The organism is Nonomuraea fuscirosea (genome assembly GCF_035917475.1).
GTDB lineage: Bacteria > Actinomycetota > Actinomycetes > Streptosporangiales > Streptosporangiaceae > Nonomuraea > Nonomuraea fuscirosea.
On record NZ_CP109074.1, the window covers coordinates 940954 to 954478 of the forward strand.

Consider the following 13525-nt stretch of genomic DNA (forward strand, 5'->3'; position numbering starts at 1 on the left):
TCGGTGAGCGAGATGTCCGCCCGGCGGCGTCGCAGGGTCGCGGCGCTCCTGGCCGCGCTGCCGCTGGCCGCGGCCTGCGCGTCGCCGCCGCCCCCGGTGCCGCCTCCGGGTGAGCAGGCGCGGGCGATCTCGTTGCCGTTCGACCGCTACAACTTCACCCCCGCCGACCTCTCGGTCATCGAACGCGCCGAGGACCTCCTCGTCGGCGACTGCATGCGGAGCAGGGGCCTGGCCTGGGAGACGCTGCCGCCGTCGGCCGAGGAGGACCTGGAGCCGCCGAACCGCCGCCGCTACGGCGTCGTCGAACCGGAGGTCGCCCGCCGGTACGGCTACCACGTCGCCCCCGACCGCCCCTCCGTGGCCCGGCGGAGCGCGGCGGGCGAGAGCCGTACCGCGAGCCTGTCGGAGCAGCAGCGGCGGGCCGCGTACGACGAGCGCGGCGGCTGCCTGCCGCGGGCGCGGGCGCGCATCGGGCAGGGGGCGCCGAAGGTGGACTCAGCGCTGTTCAACCAGCTCATCACCCGGACGTTCGAGCAGTCGCGGCGTGAGGCGGAGGTCGTGCGGGTCTTCCGGGCGTGGAGCGCGTGCATGCGGGCCGAGGGGTGGCGCTACGACGACCCCCTTTCCGCCGTCGCCGACCAGCGGTGGCTGGACGGCGGCCCGGCCACGGAGGAGGAGATCCGGGCGGCGCGGGCGGATGAGCGGTGCAAGGCGAGGACCGGTCTCGTCGCGGTCTGGGCAGCGGCCGAGCGACGCCTTCAGGAGGACGCCGTCCGCGCCCATCGGGAGGCGTTCGAGGCGCTGAAGGCGGCCAAGGACCGGCAGCTGGAGACCGCCCGCACGATCATCGCCGCGGCACGGTGACCGGCGACGGCCGGCTCGGTTCACGATCTTGTGACGGTTGGGTGGCGGCGGCGAGGAGGGTCAGTTTCTCGGCGTCGTCGCTGCCGGGGTCCGGGTGGTAGATGACGAGCGTACGCCCGCCGCCGACGCCCAGCCGCTCCCGGTTCAGCCGGAGCACGCCGAGCTGGGGATGGTCGATCCGCTTGGGCTCGCCCTCGCACGCGTTCACGTCGTGGCGGGCCCAGAGCCGGCTGAACCGGGGGCTGGCCAGGGAGAGCTCACCGACCAGCTCGATGAACCTCGGGTCGTCGGTGTCGGTGCCGACGGACGCGCGGAAGCCGGCGACCATGCCCGCGCCGGCGCTCTCCCACTCCGGGTAGAGGGCTTGCTCGGCCGGGTCGAGGAACGCGTCCCGCAGCCGGTTCGCCCCCGGCACGAGGCGCGGTGACAGAGCGGTCGCGAGCGCGTTGGCGGCCAGGACGTCGAGGTAGCGGCCCTCGACGTACGCGGGCAGCGCGAGCGTGGTGACGAGCTGGGCGACGCCGGGAGGCACGCTCTCCTTGCGCGGCCGGCGCCGGCGCCGCCGCCGGGGTTCGGCGGCGGCGAGGCTCAGCAGGTACGCCGTCGCGGCGTCGTCCAGCCGCAGCACGCGGGCCAGGGATTCGAGCACCTGCACGGACGGGTTGCGGTCGCGGCCCTGCTCCAGGCGCAGGTAGTAGTCGGCGCTGATGCCGGCCAGCATCGCCACCTCCTCCCTGCGCAGGCCCGGCACCCGCCGCACGCCCAGGACGGGGATGCCGGCCTGCTCGGGGGTGACGAGCTCGCGCCGGGCCCGTACGTAGTCGCCCAGCGGGTTCGATCGCTCGCTCATCCCTCCACGGTATGTGCCGGGGCCGCGTACGTGCCTGGTCCTGTCACCCCCAGGATCGCGGCGGCCCTGGCTGTGCCCCGGCCCGGCGGGCAGCGTGGCCGGCGAAGGATTCACAAGGCGAGGAGAGCTCATCATGTCGACATATCTGCTGGTACACGGCGCCTGGCACAGCGGGGAGTGCTGGAAGCGGGTGGTCCCGCTGCTGGAGGCGGCCGGGCACCGGGCGTTCGCGCCTTCACTGACCGGCTACGGCGACCAGGCGCACCTGCTCGGCCCCGAGGTGGGCCTGGACACGCATGTCGCCGACGTCGTCCGGCTGATCACCGAGGAAGATCTCACCGAGGTGGTGCTGGTCGGGCACAGTTACGCCGGGCTGGTCATCTCGTCCGTGGCCGGGCAGGTCCCCGACCGGATCGCGGAGCTGGTCTACCTCGACGCGATGGTCCCGGAGGACGGGGAGAGCGCGGAGGACGTCATGCCCGTGACGCGGCAACTGATCGAGCTCGCCGCGGCGTCCGGCGACGGCTGGCGGGTGCCGCCGATGCCCGAGCTGCCGCCGCCCGCGGGCCTGTTCGGGGTCACCGACCCGGCGGACGTCGCCTGGCTGCGCACGATGCTGTCGGATCAGCCGGTGCGCTGCCTCCAGCAGCCGGTCCGGCTGGGCGGCCCGGCCGCGCGGGCGATCCCCCGTACCCACATCCACTGCACCGTCGGCAAGCCGGAGGGCGTCGTCCGCCGTCCCGTCCCCGAGGTGCAGCCGAACGGCCGCCCCGCCCAGGTCTGGGAACTGCCGACCGGCCACGACTGCATGATCACCATGCCGGCCGAACTCACCGACCTCCTGCTCAAACTCGCCTGACCCGAGGGGGCGGTCCCCGCGGCGGGCCGGCTCCCGGACGCCCGCCGCGCGGCCGGTCTCCACGGCGGACCCGCGCCCGCACACCCGCTGCCCAACCGCCCCTCGCCCATGTGTGACCATGGTCGGCGAACAGCCGATCCGGCCTGATGAGCCTCGTGACCCCGACGCGAGGCCGGCACAGCCGGAACCCCCGGAGAGAACATGACGCACGCCCCTCACGCTCCACTCGCATGACGGCCGACACCACCGAAGGATCCGCACCCCGGCGGGTGGCACTGATCGTGGCCGTGGCCTTCTTCATGCAGAACCTCGACATCACGATCATCAACACCTCGCTCCCGCAACTGGCGCAGACTTTCGGCGTGGACGTCGTCAGCGTGAACGTCGGCATCACGGCGTACGTCGTCGCCGGCGCGGCCTTCATCCCGCTCGGCGGCTGGCTGTCGGACCGGTACGGCGCCAAGCGGGTGTTCGCCCTCGCCATCGTGATCTTCGGCCTGGCCTCGATCGGCTGCGCGGCCTGTACGGAGTTGTGGCAGTTCGTCCTAGCCCGCGTGATCCAGGGCATCGGCGGCGCCCTGATGATGCCGGTCGGCCGCATCATCGTGCTCAAGAACGCCGGCAAACAGGACCTGCTCCGCGCCACGGCACTGATCACCTGGCCGGCCCTGATCGCGCCGGTCATCGCCCCGGTCGTCGGCGGCGCGCTGACCACCTGGTACGGCTGGCCGTGGATCTTCCTGCTCAACGTGCCGTTCGCCCTGGCCGGAATCGCGCTGGTGCTGGCGTACATCCCGGATGTGCGCGAGCCGGACCCCAAGCCGCTGGACCGCGTGGGCACGGTCCTGATCGTCACCGCGCTCAGCCTGACGATCTACGGCCTGTCCGAGCTGGCGCAGCCTTCGGCGCTCGGTCTGGACCTCGCCCTGCTCGCCATCGGCTGCCTGGTGGGCGTGGCCGCCGTGTGGTGGTTCCGCCGAACCGCCCACCCACTGATCGCGCTGGGACCGCTGCGGGTGCCCACGTTCGCCGCCACCACCCTGCACGCGGGCAACCTCATCCGGCTGGCGATCAGCGCGACCCCGTTCCTGCTCCCGCTCATGCTGCAGGAGGCGTGGCGGCTGACACCGCTGGAGGCGGGGCAGGTCGTGCTGGTGTACTTCCTGGGCAACCTGGTCGTGAAGACGGTGACCACGCCGCTGATGCGCCGGCTCGGCTTCCGTACGGTGCTGGCCGGCAACGGCGTGGCGGTGGCCCTGTCGATCGGTGCGCTCGGCCTGGTGGACGCCGGCACCGGCTTCGCCGTGGTCGCCCTGGTGGCCTTCGCCGCCGGCGTCACCCGGTCGATCGAGTTCACCGGCATCAACACGCTGTCGTTCGCCGACATCGGCCCCGCCGACCGGGCGGCGGCCTCGACGTTCTTCAGCATGACCCAGCAGATCTCGGTGGCGCTAGGCGTGGCCGCCGCCGCGATCATCCTCCAGGTCTCGCACGGCCCGGCCACGACCCCGCTCACGCAGGGGGACTTCTCGCTCGCGTTCGTGCTGACCGGCGCGATCGCACTGGCCGGCGCCCTGCTGATGCTGCGCCTACGCCCCGACGCCGGCCACGAGGTAACCGGCCACCGTCCCCGGGCCAGGAGCGGGGTCACCGCCCGCGGCTGAGCCGACGGACGCGTTCCCGGTGCCGACCGAAAACAGGAAATAAATGCCGCGCAAACCGGTCACTGAATATGCGGGAATTTGCCAGGGGTAGCAAACTGGTTCTCCCCATCGCATGGCGTCTCGGATAGCATCGTCATTCACTCGGATATTTCCGGCGGTGCGGGGTGTAACAGGATTGACGTATCAGGGGGAGGATCCAGCGGGAGAGTGGCCCGACACTCTCGACGTGGCCCGAATGCTGAAGGACGGCTGGCGTCCCCGCCCCTTCCGGCAGTTCCTGCTCAAGGTGCACAGCCGCTGCAACCTCGCCTGCGACTACTGCTACGTCTACACGCTCGCCGACCAGAGCTGGCGCTCCAAACCCATGGTCATGGCCCCCGACCTGGTCACGGCCGTCGCCGGCCGCATCGCCGAGCACGCCACCGCCCACAACCTGCGCTCGGTCCGGCTGATCCTGCACGGCGGCGAGCCGCTGCTGGCGGGCCACGCCTACCTGCGCAAGGTCGTGGAGACGTTACGCGCGGCGGCGCCGGGCGGCCTGCACGTCGACGCCGTCGTCCAGACCAACGGGGTGCTCCTGGACGAGGCCGCGCTGCGCACGTTCCGCGAGCTCGACGTGCGGGTGGGCATCAGCCTCGACGGCGGTAGAGGGGCCAACGACCGCAACCGCCGCTACGTCGACGGCCGCAGCAGTTACGACGCCGTCGCCGACGCGCTGGCCCTGCTGCGCGGCCCGGAGTTCCGTCCGCTCTACACCGGCCTGTTGTGCACGGTGGACCTGGCGAACGACCCTGTCGAAACATATGAGTCGCTGGTGCAATTCGAGCCGCCGATGGTGGATTTCCTGCTGCCGCACGGCACCTGGGAATCGCCACCGCCGTATCGATCATCCGACCCGTCGAATACGCCCTATGGCGACTGGCTGATCGCCGTTTTCGACCACTGGTACGGACGCAGCGGTGAAACGGTCGTCCGCCTCTTTCAGGAGATCGTCACCCTGATGCTGGGCGGCGCGTCGGCCAGTGAGGCGGTCGGGCTGACGCCGTCCACGCTGGTGGTCATCGAGACCGACGGCACGATCGAACAGACCGACTCGCTCAAGGTCGTCCGGCACGGCGCGCCCGTCACCGGCCTGAACGTGGTCGACCACCCCTTCGACCTGGCCCTCACCCACCCCGGAATGGTGGCCAGGCAACTGGGCGCCGACGCGCTGAGCGACACCTGCCGCGACTGCCGGTTCGGCCGCGTCTGCGGGGCGGGCCTCTACCCCCACCGTTACCGGCCCGGCACGGGCTTCCTCAACCCGTCCGTGTACTGCCCGGACCTCTACCGGCTGATCGGGCACATCCACAACCGCCTCGTCGGCGACCTCCGCCGCGCTTCTCGCTGAAAGGACCCGCATGCTCCCCAGCGATCACCGCCTGCCCGGCCATGCCCTGTCCCGGCTGGCCTCGGGGGGCGGCGGTGCGGACGCCGTACGCCACCTGGCCGCCCCGCAGCGCAGCAAGCGCCTGCTGAACGTGGTGGGCACGATGCGGATGGCCGCCGAGGCCGGCCATCCGCACGCGCGGGCCGCCGAACACGCCTACGACGTACTCGCCGAGATCGAGAAGAAGAGCCCGGCGGCGGTACGCGGCACGCTGGCGCATCCGGCGGTGGGCGCCTGGGCCGCCCGCACCGTCCGTTCACTGGAAGAAGGCGGCCCGCCACCGGACGGGCAGTGCGATCCGGCCCGGCTCGGCGCGGTGGCCGCCGCCGCGGCGCTCAAGTCGGGCATGCCGTGCGAGGTCCAGGTCCCCGTCTCCGGCGGCACGATCATGCTGCCGTCCCTGGGCCGGATCGACCTGGGCGGCGGCCAGGACGACGGGCTCGCGGACCTCGTCGTACGCGCCGACGGCCGGGTGGAGGCCGGGGAGCTCTGCCTGCGTCCCGGCGCGGGCGAACAGCGCGGCTGGCGTCCGCTCCGCCGCCTGCAGACCGCCGACGCCGGCCTGCGCGTGCTCGTGGACGACCTCGACGCCTTCCGCTGGAGCGACACCGCCGAGGTCGGCGGACGCCTGGGCGAGCCGGAGCTACGGACGTGGCGGGCCAGCCTGGACGCGGCCTGGACGATGCTGCGCGCCCACCACTGGACGATCGCCGAGGAGACCCAGGCCCTCGTCACGGTCCTCACCCCGATCAAAGGACCGGCCCAGGGGATGAACAGCGCCTCATCGGGCGACCTGTTCGGGACGATCGGCATGTCCACGCCTCCCGACGGCCGCTGGCTGGCCTCGACGTTCGCGCACGAGGTCCAGCACGGCAAGCTCAACGCGATCCAGGACGTGGTGACGCTGCTTGAGCCGGACGACAGCGACGAGCCGGACCGCTACTACGCGCCCTGGCGCCCCGACCCGCGCCCCCTGTCAGGCTTGATCCAGGGCGCCTACGCCTACCTGGGCGTGGCCGGGTTCTGGCGACGGCAGCGGGCGCACGAGGCCGACCTGCGGCCGCACATCGAGTTCGCCCACTGGCGGGAGGCCGCGCACCAGGTGACCGGCACCCTGCTCGACAGCGGCCTGCTCACCACGGAGGGCGAACACTTCGTCGGAGCGATGCGGCGCACCCTGACCCCATGGCTGTCGGAGCCGGTGCCTCCCGCCGCACGCGAGATCGCGCGGCAGGAGGCCGAGGCACACCTGCGAACCTGGCAGGCCGCGAACGGGAGCGCTCCCGCTCACAGGCTGTAGGAGTCGAAGTCCCAGTTGAAGCGCTTGCCCTCGGCGGCGTGCAGGCGTTCCGGGTGGGTGGGCGACAGGATGGTCTCGTACGCCGCCATGGTCTGGTCGTACAGCTCCGTGGCCTCGTCGATCTGCCCGATGGCGCGCAGGTCGATGGAGAGGTTGATCGCGGCCGAGAGCGACAGGCCGTTGGCGGGCCCGACGAAGTCGCGCACGCCGGTCAGCGTTCGCCGGCTCAGCTCGCAGGCCCGCTCCTGCTCGCCGAGCTCCGCCAGGTCGCCGGCCAGGTTGATGGTGCTGCTGAAGGTGTAGACATGCGCCGCGCCGAACTGGTCGAGCATGCCCTCATAGGTCTGTTCGTCCAGTTCTCTGGCCTTCTTCGCGTCCCCGCGCAGCCGGTAGAGCAGGGCGAGGTTGAGCTGGCAGCCGTAGGTGAACGGATGCCTGTCACCGTAGGTCTGCTTGTATCGCTGGTGAACGTCCCTGGCCAGCGCCATGGACTCCTCCAGGCGGTTCAGTTGGCGCAAGGTGTTGCTCAGCGCGACCGCGGCGGCCATGGTCTCGGGGTAGTCGGGGCCGTAGAGCTTGTTCAGCCTGGTGTGGGCGTCCTGGACGAGCTCGTACGCATCGTCGAGATATCCCATGCGCCGCTTGGCGATCGACAGGTCGCGGGCGGTGGCCAGGGTGAGCGGATGCTCGATCTTGAGCTCCCGCAGGCCGTAGGCGTACGCCTCCTCGCCCACGTCGCACGCCTGCTCGTGATGGCCGGACAGACGCACCACCCGGGCCAGGCTGTTCCAGAACGACTGCACGTCCCACTTGTTGACCCCGTGCCGCGCGCTGCTCTGCTCCACATAGGCGAGCTGCTGCAGTTCCAGGGCGGTGTCATAGCGGCTGAGCAGGGTGTGGTCGAGCGCCAGGTTGTTGATGGCGCGCAGGGTCGTCTGATCCTTCACCCCGTATCTGGCCTCGAGCGCGGCCAGCGACGCGGCGTCCTGTTCCATGGCGTCCTGGAAGCGGCCCTGGGCGCGCAGGTTGGCGGCGTAGGTGAGGGCCATGCGCAGGGTCTCCTCGTGCTCGTTCCCGAACACCTCGCGCATGAGGTCGAAGGTCTCGTCGTTGAGGTCGAACGACTCCTTGTTCGCGCCGAGCTGCCACAGCACGTTGCCCAGGTGCCGGCGCAACCGCAGGACGAAGGGACTGCGGTCGCCCGAGGTCGCGGTCCAGCTCTGGCGGAACTCCTCCGCCAGCGACCGCGCGGATCGCCAGTTGGCCACGCGGTAGAGGTGGCGGACGACGTTGAGGGCGAACTCCTGCACGCGCTCGTCGTGGCACCGGGTGAGGCCGGACGGGCGCACATGGGGCAGCAGGAAGGTGTATTCCTCCTGGGTGGAGATGTCCTCAGGGTCGGTGGGGGCGCCGGCGGCCAGCAGCAGATGCACCTCGTGCCGGAACTCCTCCTGCTCCTCGGGCGTGAGCGAGTCGCGCAGCAGCGCCTGCACCAGCCGGTGCACCTGCACCGTGCCGGTGTCGGGCTCGATCCGCAGCAGGGAGAAGCGGGCCAGCTCGGCGAAGGCCTGACTGCGGGTGAGCGGGTTGGACAGCACCGTCCCCATGCGTTCGGCGCCGCTGTCCCTGCCGCGCTGGAAGACGAAGCGCGGGATCGGGTCGGGGCCGAAGAAGGCCAGGCAGCGCAGCACCTCGGCCGCCTCGGGCATCCGGCTCTCGACCTGGTGCACCGACAGCTGCCACGCGGCGGTCATCGTGTGCGGGTATTCGGTGGACTTGCCGAGCTGGAGCAGATCTCCTGTCTGCTCGGCGAGCAGCCGGACGTATTCGTCGGTGGCCATGCCGGTCGTGTCCTGGACGGCGGCGGCCTGCTCCAGCGCCAGCGGGAGATTGCCGAGCTCGTGCGCCAGGTGCACGGCCTCACTCTCGGGCACCTCGCGGCGCAGGCGCTTGCGCAGGAAGGCGACGCTCTCGGTGGTCGAGAAGACGTCGACGGACACGGTCTCGGCGACGCCGCTCCACCTGCTGTTCCTGGAGGTGATGAGAACGTGGCCGTCCTGGCTGCCGTGCGGGATGAAGGGCCGGATCTCCTCGGGATCGTCCGCGTTGTCGAAGATCAGCAGCCACCGGTCCACCGGGTCGCCGCGTTGCAACGCGTCGCGTACGGAGTCGGCCGCCTCCTCGATGCCCATGCTGCCCGCGGAGGGCAGCTTGAGGTCTTCGGTCAGCCCCGCCAATGCGCTGGGAATCAGCAGCGGCTGGTCGGCCGCGACCCACCAGACCAGGTCGTAGTAGCCGCGGTAGGCCCAGGCGTACTCGATGGCGAGCTGCGTCTTGCCGACACCACCCAGCCCTTGCAGAGCCTGTGGCAGGGGCACGACGGCGGCCGTGTTGGTCTCCGTCAGGCTTTTTCGCAGCCCGTTGAGCAGGGGTTCACGCCCGGTGAAGTGTCTGTTGCGACCTGGGATCTTCCGGCCCCAGATGGGCGGCATCCGGGGCACCGTCGGAGGAACGGCCTGCTCGTTCACGTCGCCTCGCCTTCTTTGTCCCACTGAATTCCGATCCTACGATTGATTCTGGCGAAGGGTAGCCACAGAATCACTATTAAGGCGTTATCTGAAGCGTCTTTGATTTAATCCCGATTTACGGGCGGCCGTAAATCGGTGACGGGAGGCTGTATGGGCGGCGAAGGTGCGACCGGCGTTCTCGACGTGGACGAAACGACCCTGGAGGACCTCAGGAATCTCGATCTACCTGTGCTTACGCGAGCACTGGAGCGGATCTCCAGCACGAGCGCGACGGTCGCGGGTTTCACGTCGGCGACCTGATCTGAGGTTCGGAAAAGTGCCGGTGCGGCTCGCCCTGCATATCAATGTCCATGGACACAGACGGCGCCGGCGGATGCACGGTACGGTGAGGTCAGGTTTATCTGTCCGCAACCGGGCGACGATGCCCCTGCTAATCCGGTGATGCGACGGTGAACGAATTGTTCGGTCCCGACACTAGGCGGCGGAGCGTGGCATGACTTCCAGCGGCAAGGGCCTGGCCCCGTTCGTCGGGTTGCAACCATTCCGCCGCGAAGACGTCGCCAGATTTCATGGGCGAGATGACGAGATCCGCGAACTCACCGAACGCTGGCAGAACCATCGCCTCACCGTCCTGCACGGCCCCCCTGGGGTCGGGAAGACGTCGCTGGTCGCGGCAGGCGTGCTGCCCAGGCTCGACCTGTCGCGATACGACGTGCTGTCCGTGGGCGGGGTGCGGCCGCCGCCCTTCGTGCCGGCGGCCGTCATCCCCGAGGGCGGCGACCCGCACGCCTTCGCGCTGCTGGCCGCCTGGTCGCCGTACGAGAACCCGATCCGGTTCGCCGGCCTGACCATCTCCTCCTACCTGCGCTGGCACCACTGGAGCCCGGACCACCGTCCGATCATGGCCGTGCTCGACCAGGCCGACGAGGTCTTCACCGCCTTCCGCCGGCCGTCGCGCGGCCATGCCCAGCTGCTCGACCAGCTCAGTGACGCGCTCTCCGCCACCGAGGAGGATCTGCCGCTCCGGCTGCTCGTCGTGGTCGGGGACGAGCAGCTCGAATCGCTACGCCGGCACGACGGCCTGCGATCCCACCTGGCCAGGGGTGCCTCCTTCCGGCTGGGCCCGCTCAGTCGCGAGGCCGCGCTGGAGGCGTGCCGCCGTCCGCTCGAAGCGGCGGGCCACGTGTTCGAGCCGGGCGCGGACGAGACCTTCGCCGAGCGGCTGCGGGGCGAAGGAGCGGAGCCCGCGGTCACCGTCGAGCCGCTGCACCTGCAACTGGCCTGCACCGCGCTGTGGGACTCCGTCCGCGACCGCTCCGCGCCCATCGGCGCCGGTGACCTGGTGGACGTCGATGACGTGCTGGGTTCGTTCACCCATCGGATGGTCCACGAGGTGGCCCGCGACCATTTCCGTGGCGACGTGGACAAACTGGTCGCGTTGTTACGTCCGATCGCCCGCCAGGACGACACCTGCGAGGAGTTGCCGCAGCCGGTCGCCCAGGCCTTGACCGAACGCCATGTGCTGCGCGCCAGCGAGAAGTGCCGCTACGAGATGCCCAGACGGCTGGTGGAGCCCTTTCTGCGGCGCGCCGCCGGTGTCCCTGCCGCGATGGTGGCCGACCGGCTGGCCGTGGCCGCCGCCGCGCTGCACAAGGGCTGGTTCGACATCGCCGAGCGGTACGCCCGCGACGAGATCGGCCAGCGGCCCGACAACAGGACGCGGGCCAGGGCCGAGTCGCTGCTGGGGGACCTGGCGTACCTGCGCGACGACGTCGACTCCGCGCTGGAGCACTACCGGGCGGCGGCCCGCCACTACGACGCGACGCCGGGATCCGAGCAGATCGTCGCCACCCACCTGACCGCCATCGGCACGATCCTGCTCGACCGCGGCGCCTACCAGGACGCCGTCAGCCAGCTGGAGTCGGCGGCCAGGCGCAGCAGGGAGCCGGCCATCAGGACCGAGCTGGCCTGGGCGCTGTGGTACGTCGGCAGGGAGAGCGGGGCGGTGGACGTCCTCGACAGCGCGATGCGGCAGAGCGGCGAGCGGCCCGAGATCCTGCGGGCCAGAGGCGAGATCCTGTCCGACCTGGCCAGGCCCGAGCGCGCCCTGAAGGACCTGCGCAAGGTCGAGCCGCACGAGCAGCCCTCCACCCAGGCCGCCTACGCGCTGGCGCTGGCGCTGAGCGGCGACGTGCGCAAGGCGGTCGAGGCGGTGCCCCGGCTCGACGTGGACAGCGACGCGGCGACCCTGTTGCGGGCGGCCAGGGTGATGAAGGAGGCCGGGCGGGACTCCGAGGCGTCGCGGCTGGCCTGCCGGGCGCGGGACAGCAGGGGCAGGCGGCCGCTCCCGCCGCAGCTGACTGCGGCAGCTGACCGGCTCATTGGCACAGCCTGATCGAAAAATAGGCCGGAGTTTGTCACAGGCGTTACTGGTGTTGCTCTATTATCATATCGAGCCTCGGCTCTCAACCGATGTGCCATTTGGGAATCAGAGGCCGCCAACGTCCGTTTTCGCGTTTAAGCGGTCACGGGCGTGGAGCGGACTTCGTGAGTGTTTTTAAGGGTAATTCGCCCTTTCTGTGGTCCTGGGCGGGATCGACCCTTTCGATGCTGGGCAGCCGCACCATCGGCGTGACCTACCCGCTGCTGGCGTACGGTCTCACGCAGTCGGCCACCTCGATCGCCTGGGTCATGTTCGCCTCGACCGTTCCCGGCCTGTTGTGGTACATCCCGGCCGGGGCGTGGATCGACAGGATCGGCCCGCGCCGGGTCATGGTGTGGAGCGAGTTCCTTCGCGGCACGCTCGTCATGGGCATCGTGGTCGCGCAGGTCGCCGGGGTGCTGGAGCTGAGATGGCTGCTGATCGTCGCTCTGCTTGAGGGAACGCTCTCCGTGCACTCGTCGGTCGCGGAGACGGTGCTCATCCCGTCCACGGTCAAGCCGGACAAGGTGGAGAACGCCTTGGCGCTGCATGAGGCGTCCGTACACGGCATGGTTCTGGCGGGGCGTCCCTTGGGGGGCTTGCTCTACGGAGTGAGCCCTATTGTCTCTTTTATCACGAATGCGGCCATGCTTTTCGGAGCCGCCGCGAGTCTGAGCCGGGTGCCTCGCGATATCACAGGGAGAGGAAAGCCGCTCGGTGCGATATTTGGGGAGATGCGCGGCGGTCTGACCGAATTGCGGAGGAATCGATTCCTCTGTTCTGCCACGGTCATTACCGCGTACATCAACTTCATGGTCCAGGGCATGATCGTGGTGTTCCTGTCGGAGGCGACGGACGACAACCTGCCCTCCGCCCTCGCCGGCACCATCCTGGCCGCGTCCGGTGTCGGCGGCGTCATCGGGGCGATCACGTCGCTCCGCCGCGGCCGGACCGACCGGCGGTTCCGGCACCGCCCCGTGATGCTGGTGCACCTGTGGGCCTGCACGATCGCGCTGGCGATCCCGCTGCTCTTCCTTCAGGCGTCGTGGTCGTTCGCGGTCGCGTTGCTCATCATCGGGCTGGCCGGAGGGCTGAGCAACGTCACCATGCGCACCGTGCTCAGCCAGGCTCCGCTCGACCGGGCCGCCCGCGTGGCCGCGGTGTCCCGGCTGGGCAGCTACAGCGCCGTCGCGCTCGGGCCGCTGCTGGCGGGCCTGCTGGTCGGGCGGGTCGAGTCCTGGGTCGCGCTGTTCATCCTCTGCGTCCCGATGGGCGGGCTGGCCCTGGCGATGACCACGGTGCCGAGGCTCAGGAGCGCCCTGGTGTCCGTGCCGAGGCTGGAGGCCGCCATGCGGGAGACGGAGACCGCCCTGCGCCACGCGGAGGCCGCCGTACGCACGGCGCAGATCGCGCTGGACAGGACCGAGGTGGTCGTGCGGCGAATGGACGACTCCCCGAACGGCGACGACGACACCGACCCGCACGTCGTCGACCCGCACGTTGCCGGTCGGCACGTGGCCGGCCCGCACGTCGCCGCGCCGCAGATCTCCGCTTCGCAGGCTGTCGTCACATAACCGATTGGTGACGAATGGTGCGGGGAGCGCCACTT

9 protein-coding genes are annotated in these 13525 nt (G+C 70.6%); 7 read left to right on the forward strand and 2 right to left on the reverse strand.

The window, feature by feature from the left end; genetic code table 11:
* Nucleotides 1–3: 3 nt before the first annotated feature.
* On the forward strand, nucleotides 4–864 hold the full coding sequence (locus OIE67_RS04230) for a hypothetical protein (protein WP_326636831.1): 861 nt from the start codon (nucleotides 4–6) through the stop codon (nucleotides 862–864).
* Here the strand turns inward: OIE67_RS04230 and OIE67_RS04235 are convergent.
* Nucleotides 845–1714: a helix-turn-helix domain-containing protein gene (locus tag OIE67_RS04235; RefSeq protein WP_326636833.1), complete on the reverse strand. Its 870-nt coding sequence runs from the start codon at nucleotides 1712–1714 to the stop codon at nucleotides 845–847. The two genes, OIE67_RS04230 and OIE67_RS04235, sit on opposite strands and share 20 nt — an antisense overlap.
* A gap of 133 nt (nucleotides 1715–1847) precedes the next feature.
* Between OIE67_RS04235 and OIE67_RS04240 the strand changes: the two genes are divergently transcribed.
* The 4 genes from OIE67_RS04240 (at nucleotide 1848) to OIE67_RS04255 (ending at nucleotide 6966) form a co-directional block, all read left to right on the forward strand.
* Nucleotides 1848–2573: an alpha/beta fold hydrolase gene (locus tag OIE67_RS04240; protein WP_106238846.1), complete on the forward strand. Its 726-nt coding sequence runs from the start codon at nucleotides 1848–1850 to the stop codon at nucleotides 2571–2573.
* 230 nt (nucleotides 2574–2803) lie between these two features.
* Nucleotides 2804–4237 carry an MFS transporter gene (locus OIE67_RS04245; protein ID WP_326636836.1) on the forward strand — a complete coding sequence of 478 codons (1434 nt, stop codon included), beginning with the start codon at nucleotides 2804–2806 and terminating at the stop codon, nucleotides 4235–4237.
* A 235-nt stretch (nucleotides 4238–4472) separates the two neighbouring features.
* Entirely contained in the window at nucleotides 4473–5627 is a 1155-nt protein-coding gene (locus OIE67_RS04250) for an FxsB family cyclophane-forming radical SAM/SPASM peptide maturase (RefSeq protein WP_326645205.1), read from the forward strand.
* Nucleotides 5628–5637: 10 nt separating this feature from the next.
* Nucleotides 5638–6966, forward strand: coding sequence for an HEXXH motif domain-containing protein (locus tag OIE67_RS04255; protein ID WP_326636838.1), 1329 nt, complete (start codon nucleotides 5638–5640; stop codon nucleotides 6964–6966).
* Here the strand turns inward: OIE67_RS04255 and fxsT are convergent.
* A complete protein-coding gene (gene fxsT, locus OIE67_RS04260; RefSeq protein WP_326636839.1) occupies nucleotides 6954–9458 on the reverse strand; it encodes an FxSxx-COOH system tetratricopeptide repeat protein in 2505 nt (834 codons plus the stop codon). The genes OIE67_RS04255 and fxsT overlap by 13 nt on opposite strands.
* A gap of 529 nt (nucleotides 9459–9987) precedes the next feature.
* Here fxsT and OIE67_RS04265 point away from each other — a divergent pair.
* Both OIE67_RS04265 and OIE67_RS04270 read left to right on the forward strand, forming a co-directional pair.
* Complete coding sequence (locus tag OIE67_RS04265) at nucleotides 9988–11889, forward strand: tetratricopeptide repeat protein (RefSeq protein WP_326636841.1); 1902 nt, start codon at nucleotides 9988–9990, stop codon at nucleotides 11887–11889.
* Between the two features lie 77 nt (nucleotides 11890–11966).
* Nucleotides 11967–13490: an MFS transporter gene (locus tag OIE67_RS04270; RefSeq protein WP_326636843.1), complete on the forward strand. Its 1524-nt coding sequence runs from the start codon at nucleotides 11967–11969 to the stop codon at nucleotides 13488–13490.
* Nucleotides 13491–13525 lie beyond the last annotated feature (35 nt).

What these genes read in the sequence shown, in the direction of transcription:
- OIE67_RS04235 (WP_326636833.1), bottom strand. Translation starts at nt 1,714, where the DNA reads ATGAGCGAGCGATCGAACCCGCTGGGCGACTACGTACGGGCCCGGCGC.
- OIE67_RS04240 (WP_106238846.1), top strand. Translation starts at nt 1,848, where the DNA reads ATGTCGACATATCTGCTGGTACACGGCGCCTGGCACAGCGGGGAGTGC.
- OIE67_RS04245 (WP_326636836.1), top strand. Translation starts at nt 2,804, where the DNA reads ATGACGGCCGACACCACCGAAGGATCCGCACCCCGGCGGGTGGCACTG.
- OIE67_RS04250 (WP_326645205.1), top strand. Translation starts at nt 4,473, where the DNA reads ATGCTGAAGGACGGCTGGCGTCCCCGCCCCTTCCGGCAGTTCCTGCTC.
- OIE67_RS04255 (WP_326636838.1), top strand. Translation starts at nt 5,638, where the DNA reads ATGCTCCCCAGCGATCACCGCCTGCCCGGCCATGCCCTGTCCCGGCTG.
- fxsT (WP_326636839.1), bottom strand. Translation starts at nt 9,458, where the DNA reads ATGCCGCCCATCTGGGGCCGGAAGATCCCAGGTCGCAACAGACACTTC.
- OIE67_RS04265 (WP_326636841.1), top strand. Translation starts at nt 9,988, where the DNA reads ATGACTTCCAGCGGCAAGGGCCTGGCCCCGTTCGTCGGGTTGCAACCA.
- OIE67_RS04270 (WP_326636843.1), top strand. Translation starts at nt 11,967, where the DNA reads ATGTGCCATTTGGGAATCAGAGGCCGCCAACGTCCGTTTTCGCGTTTA.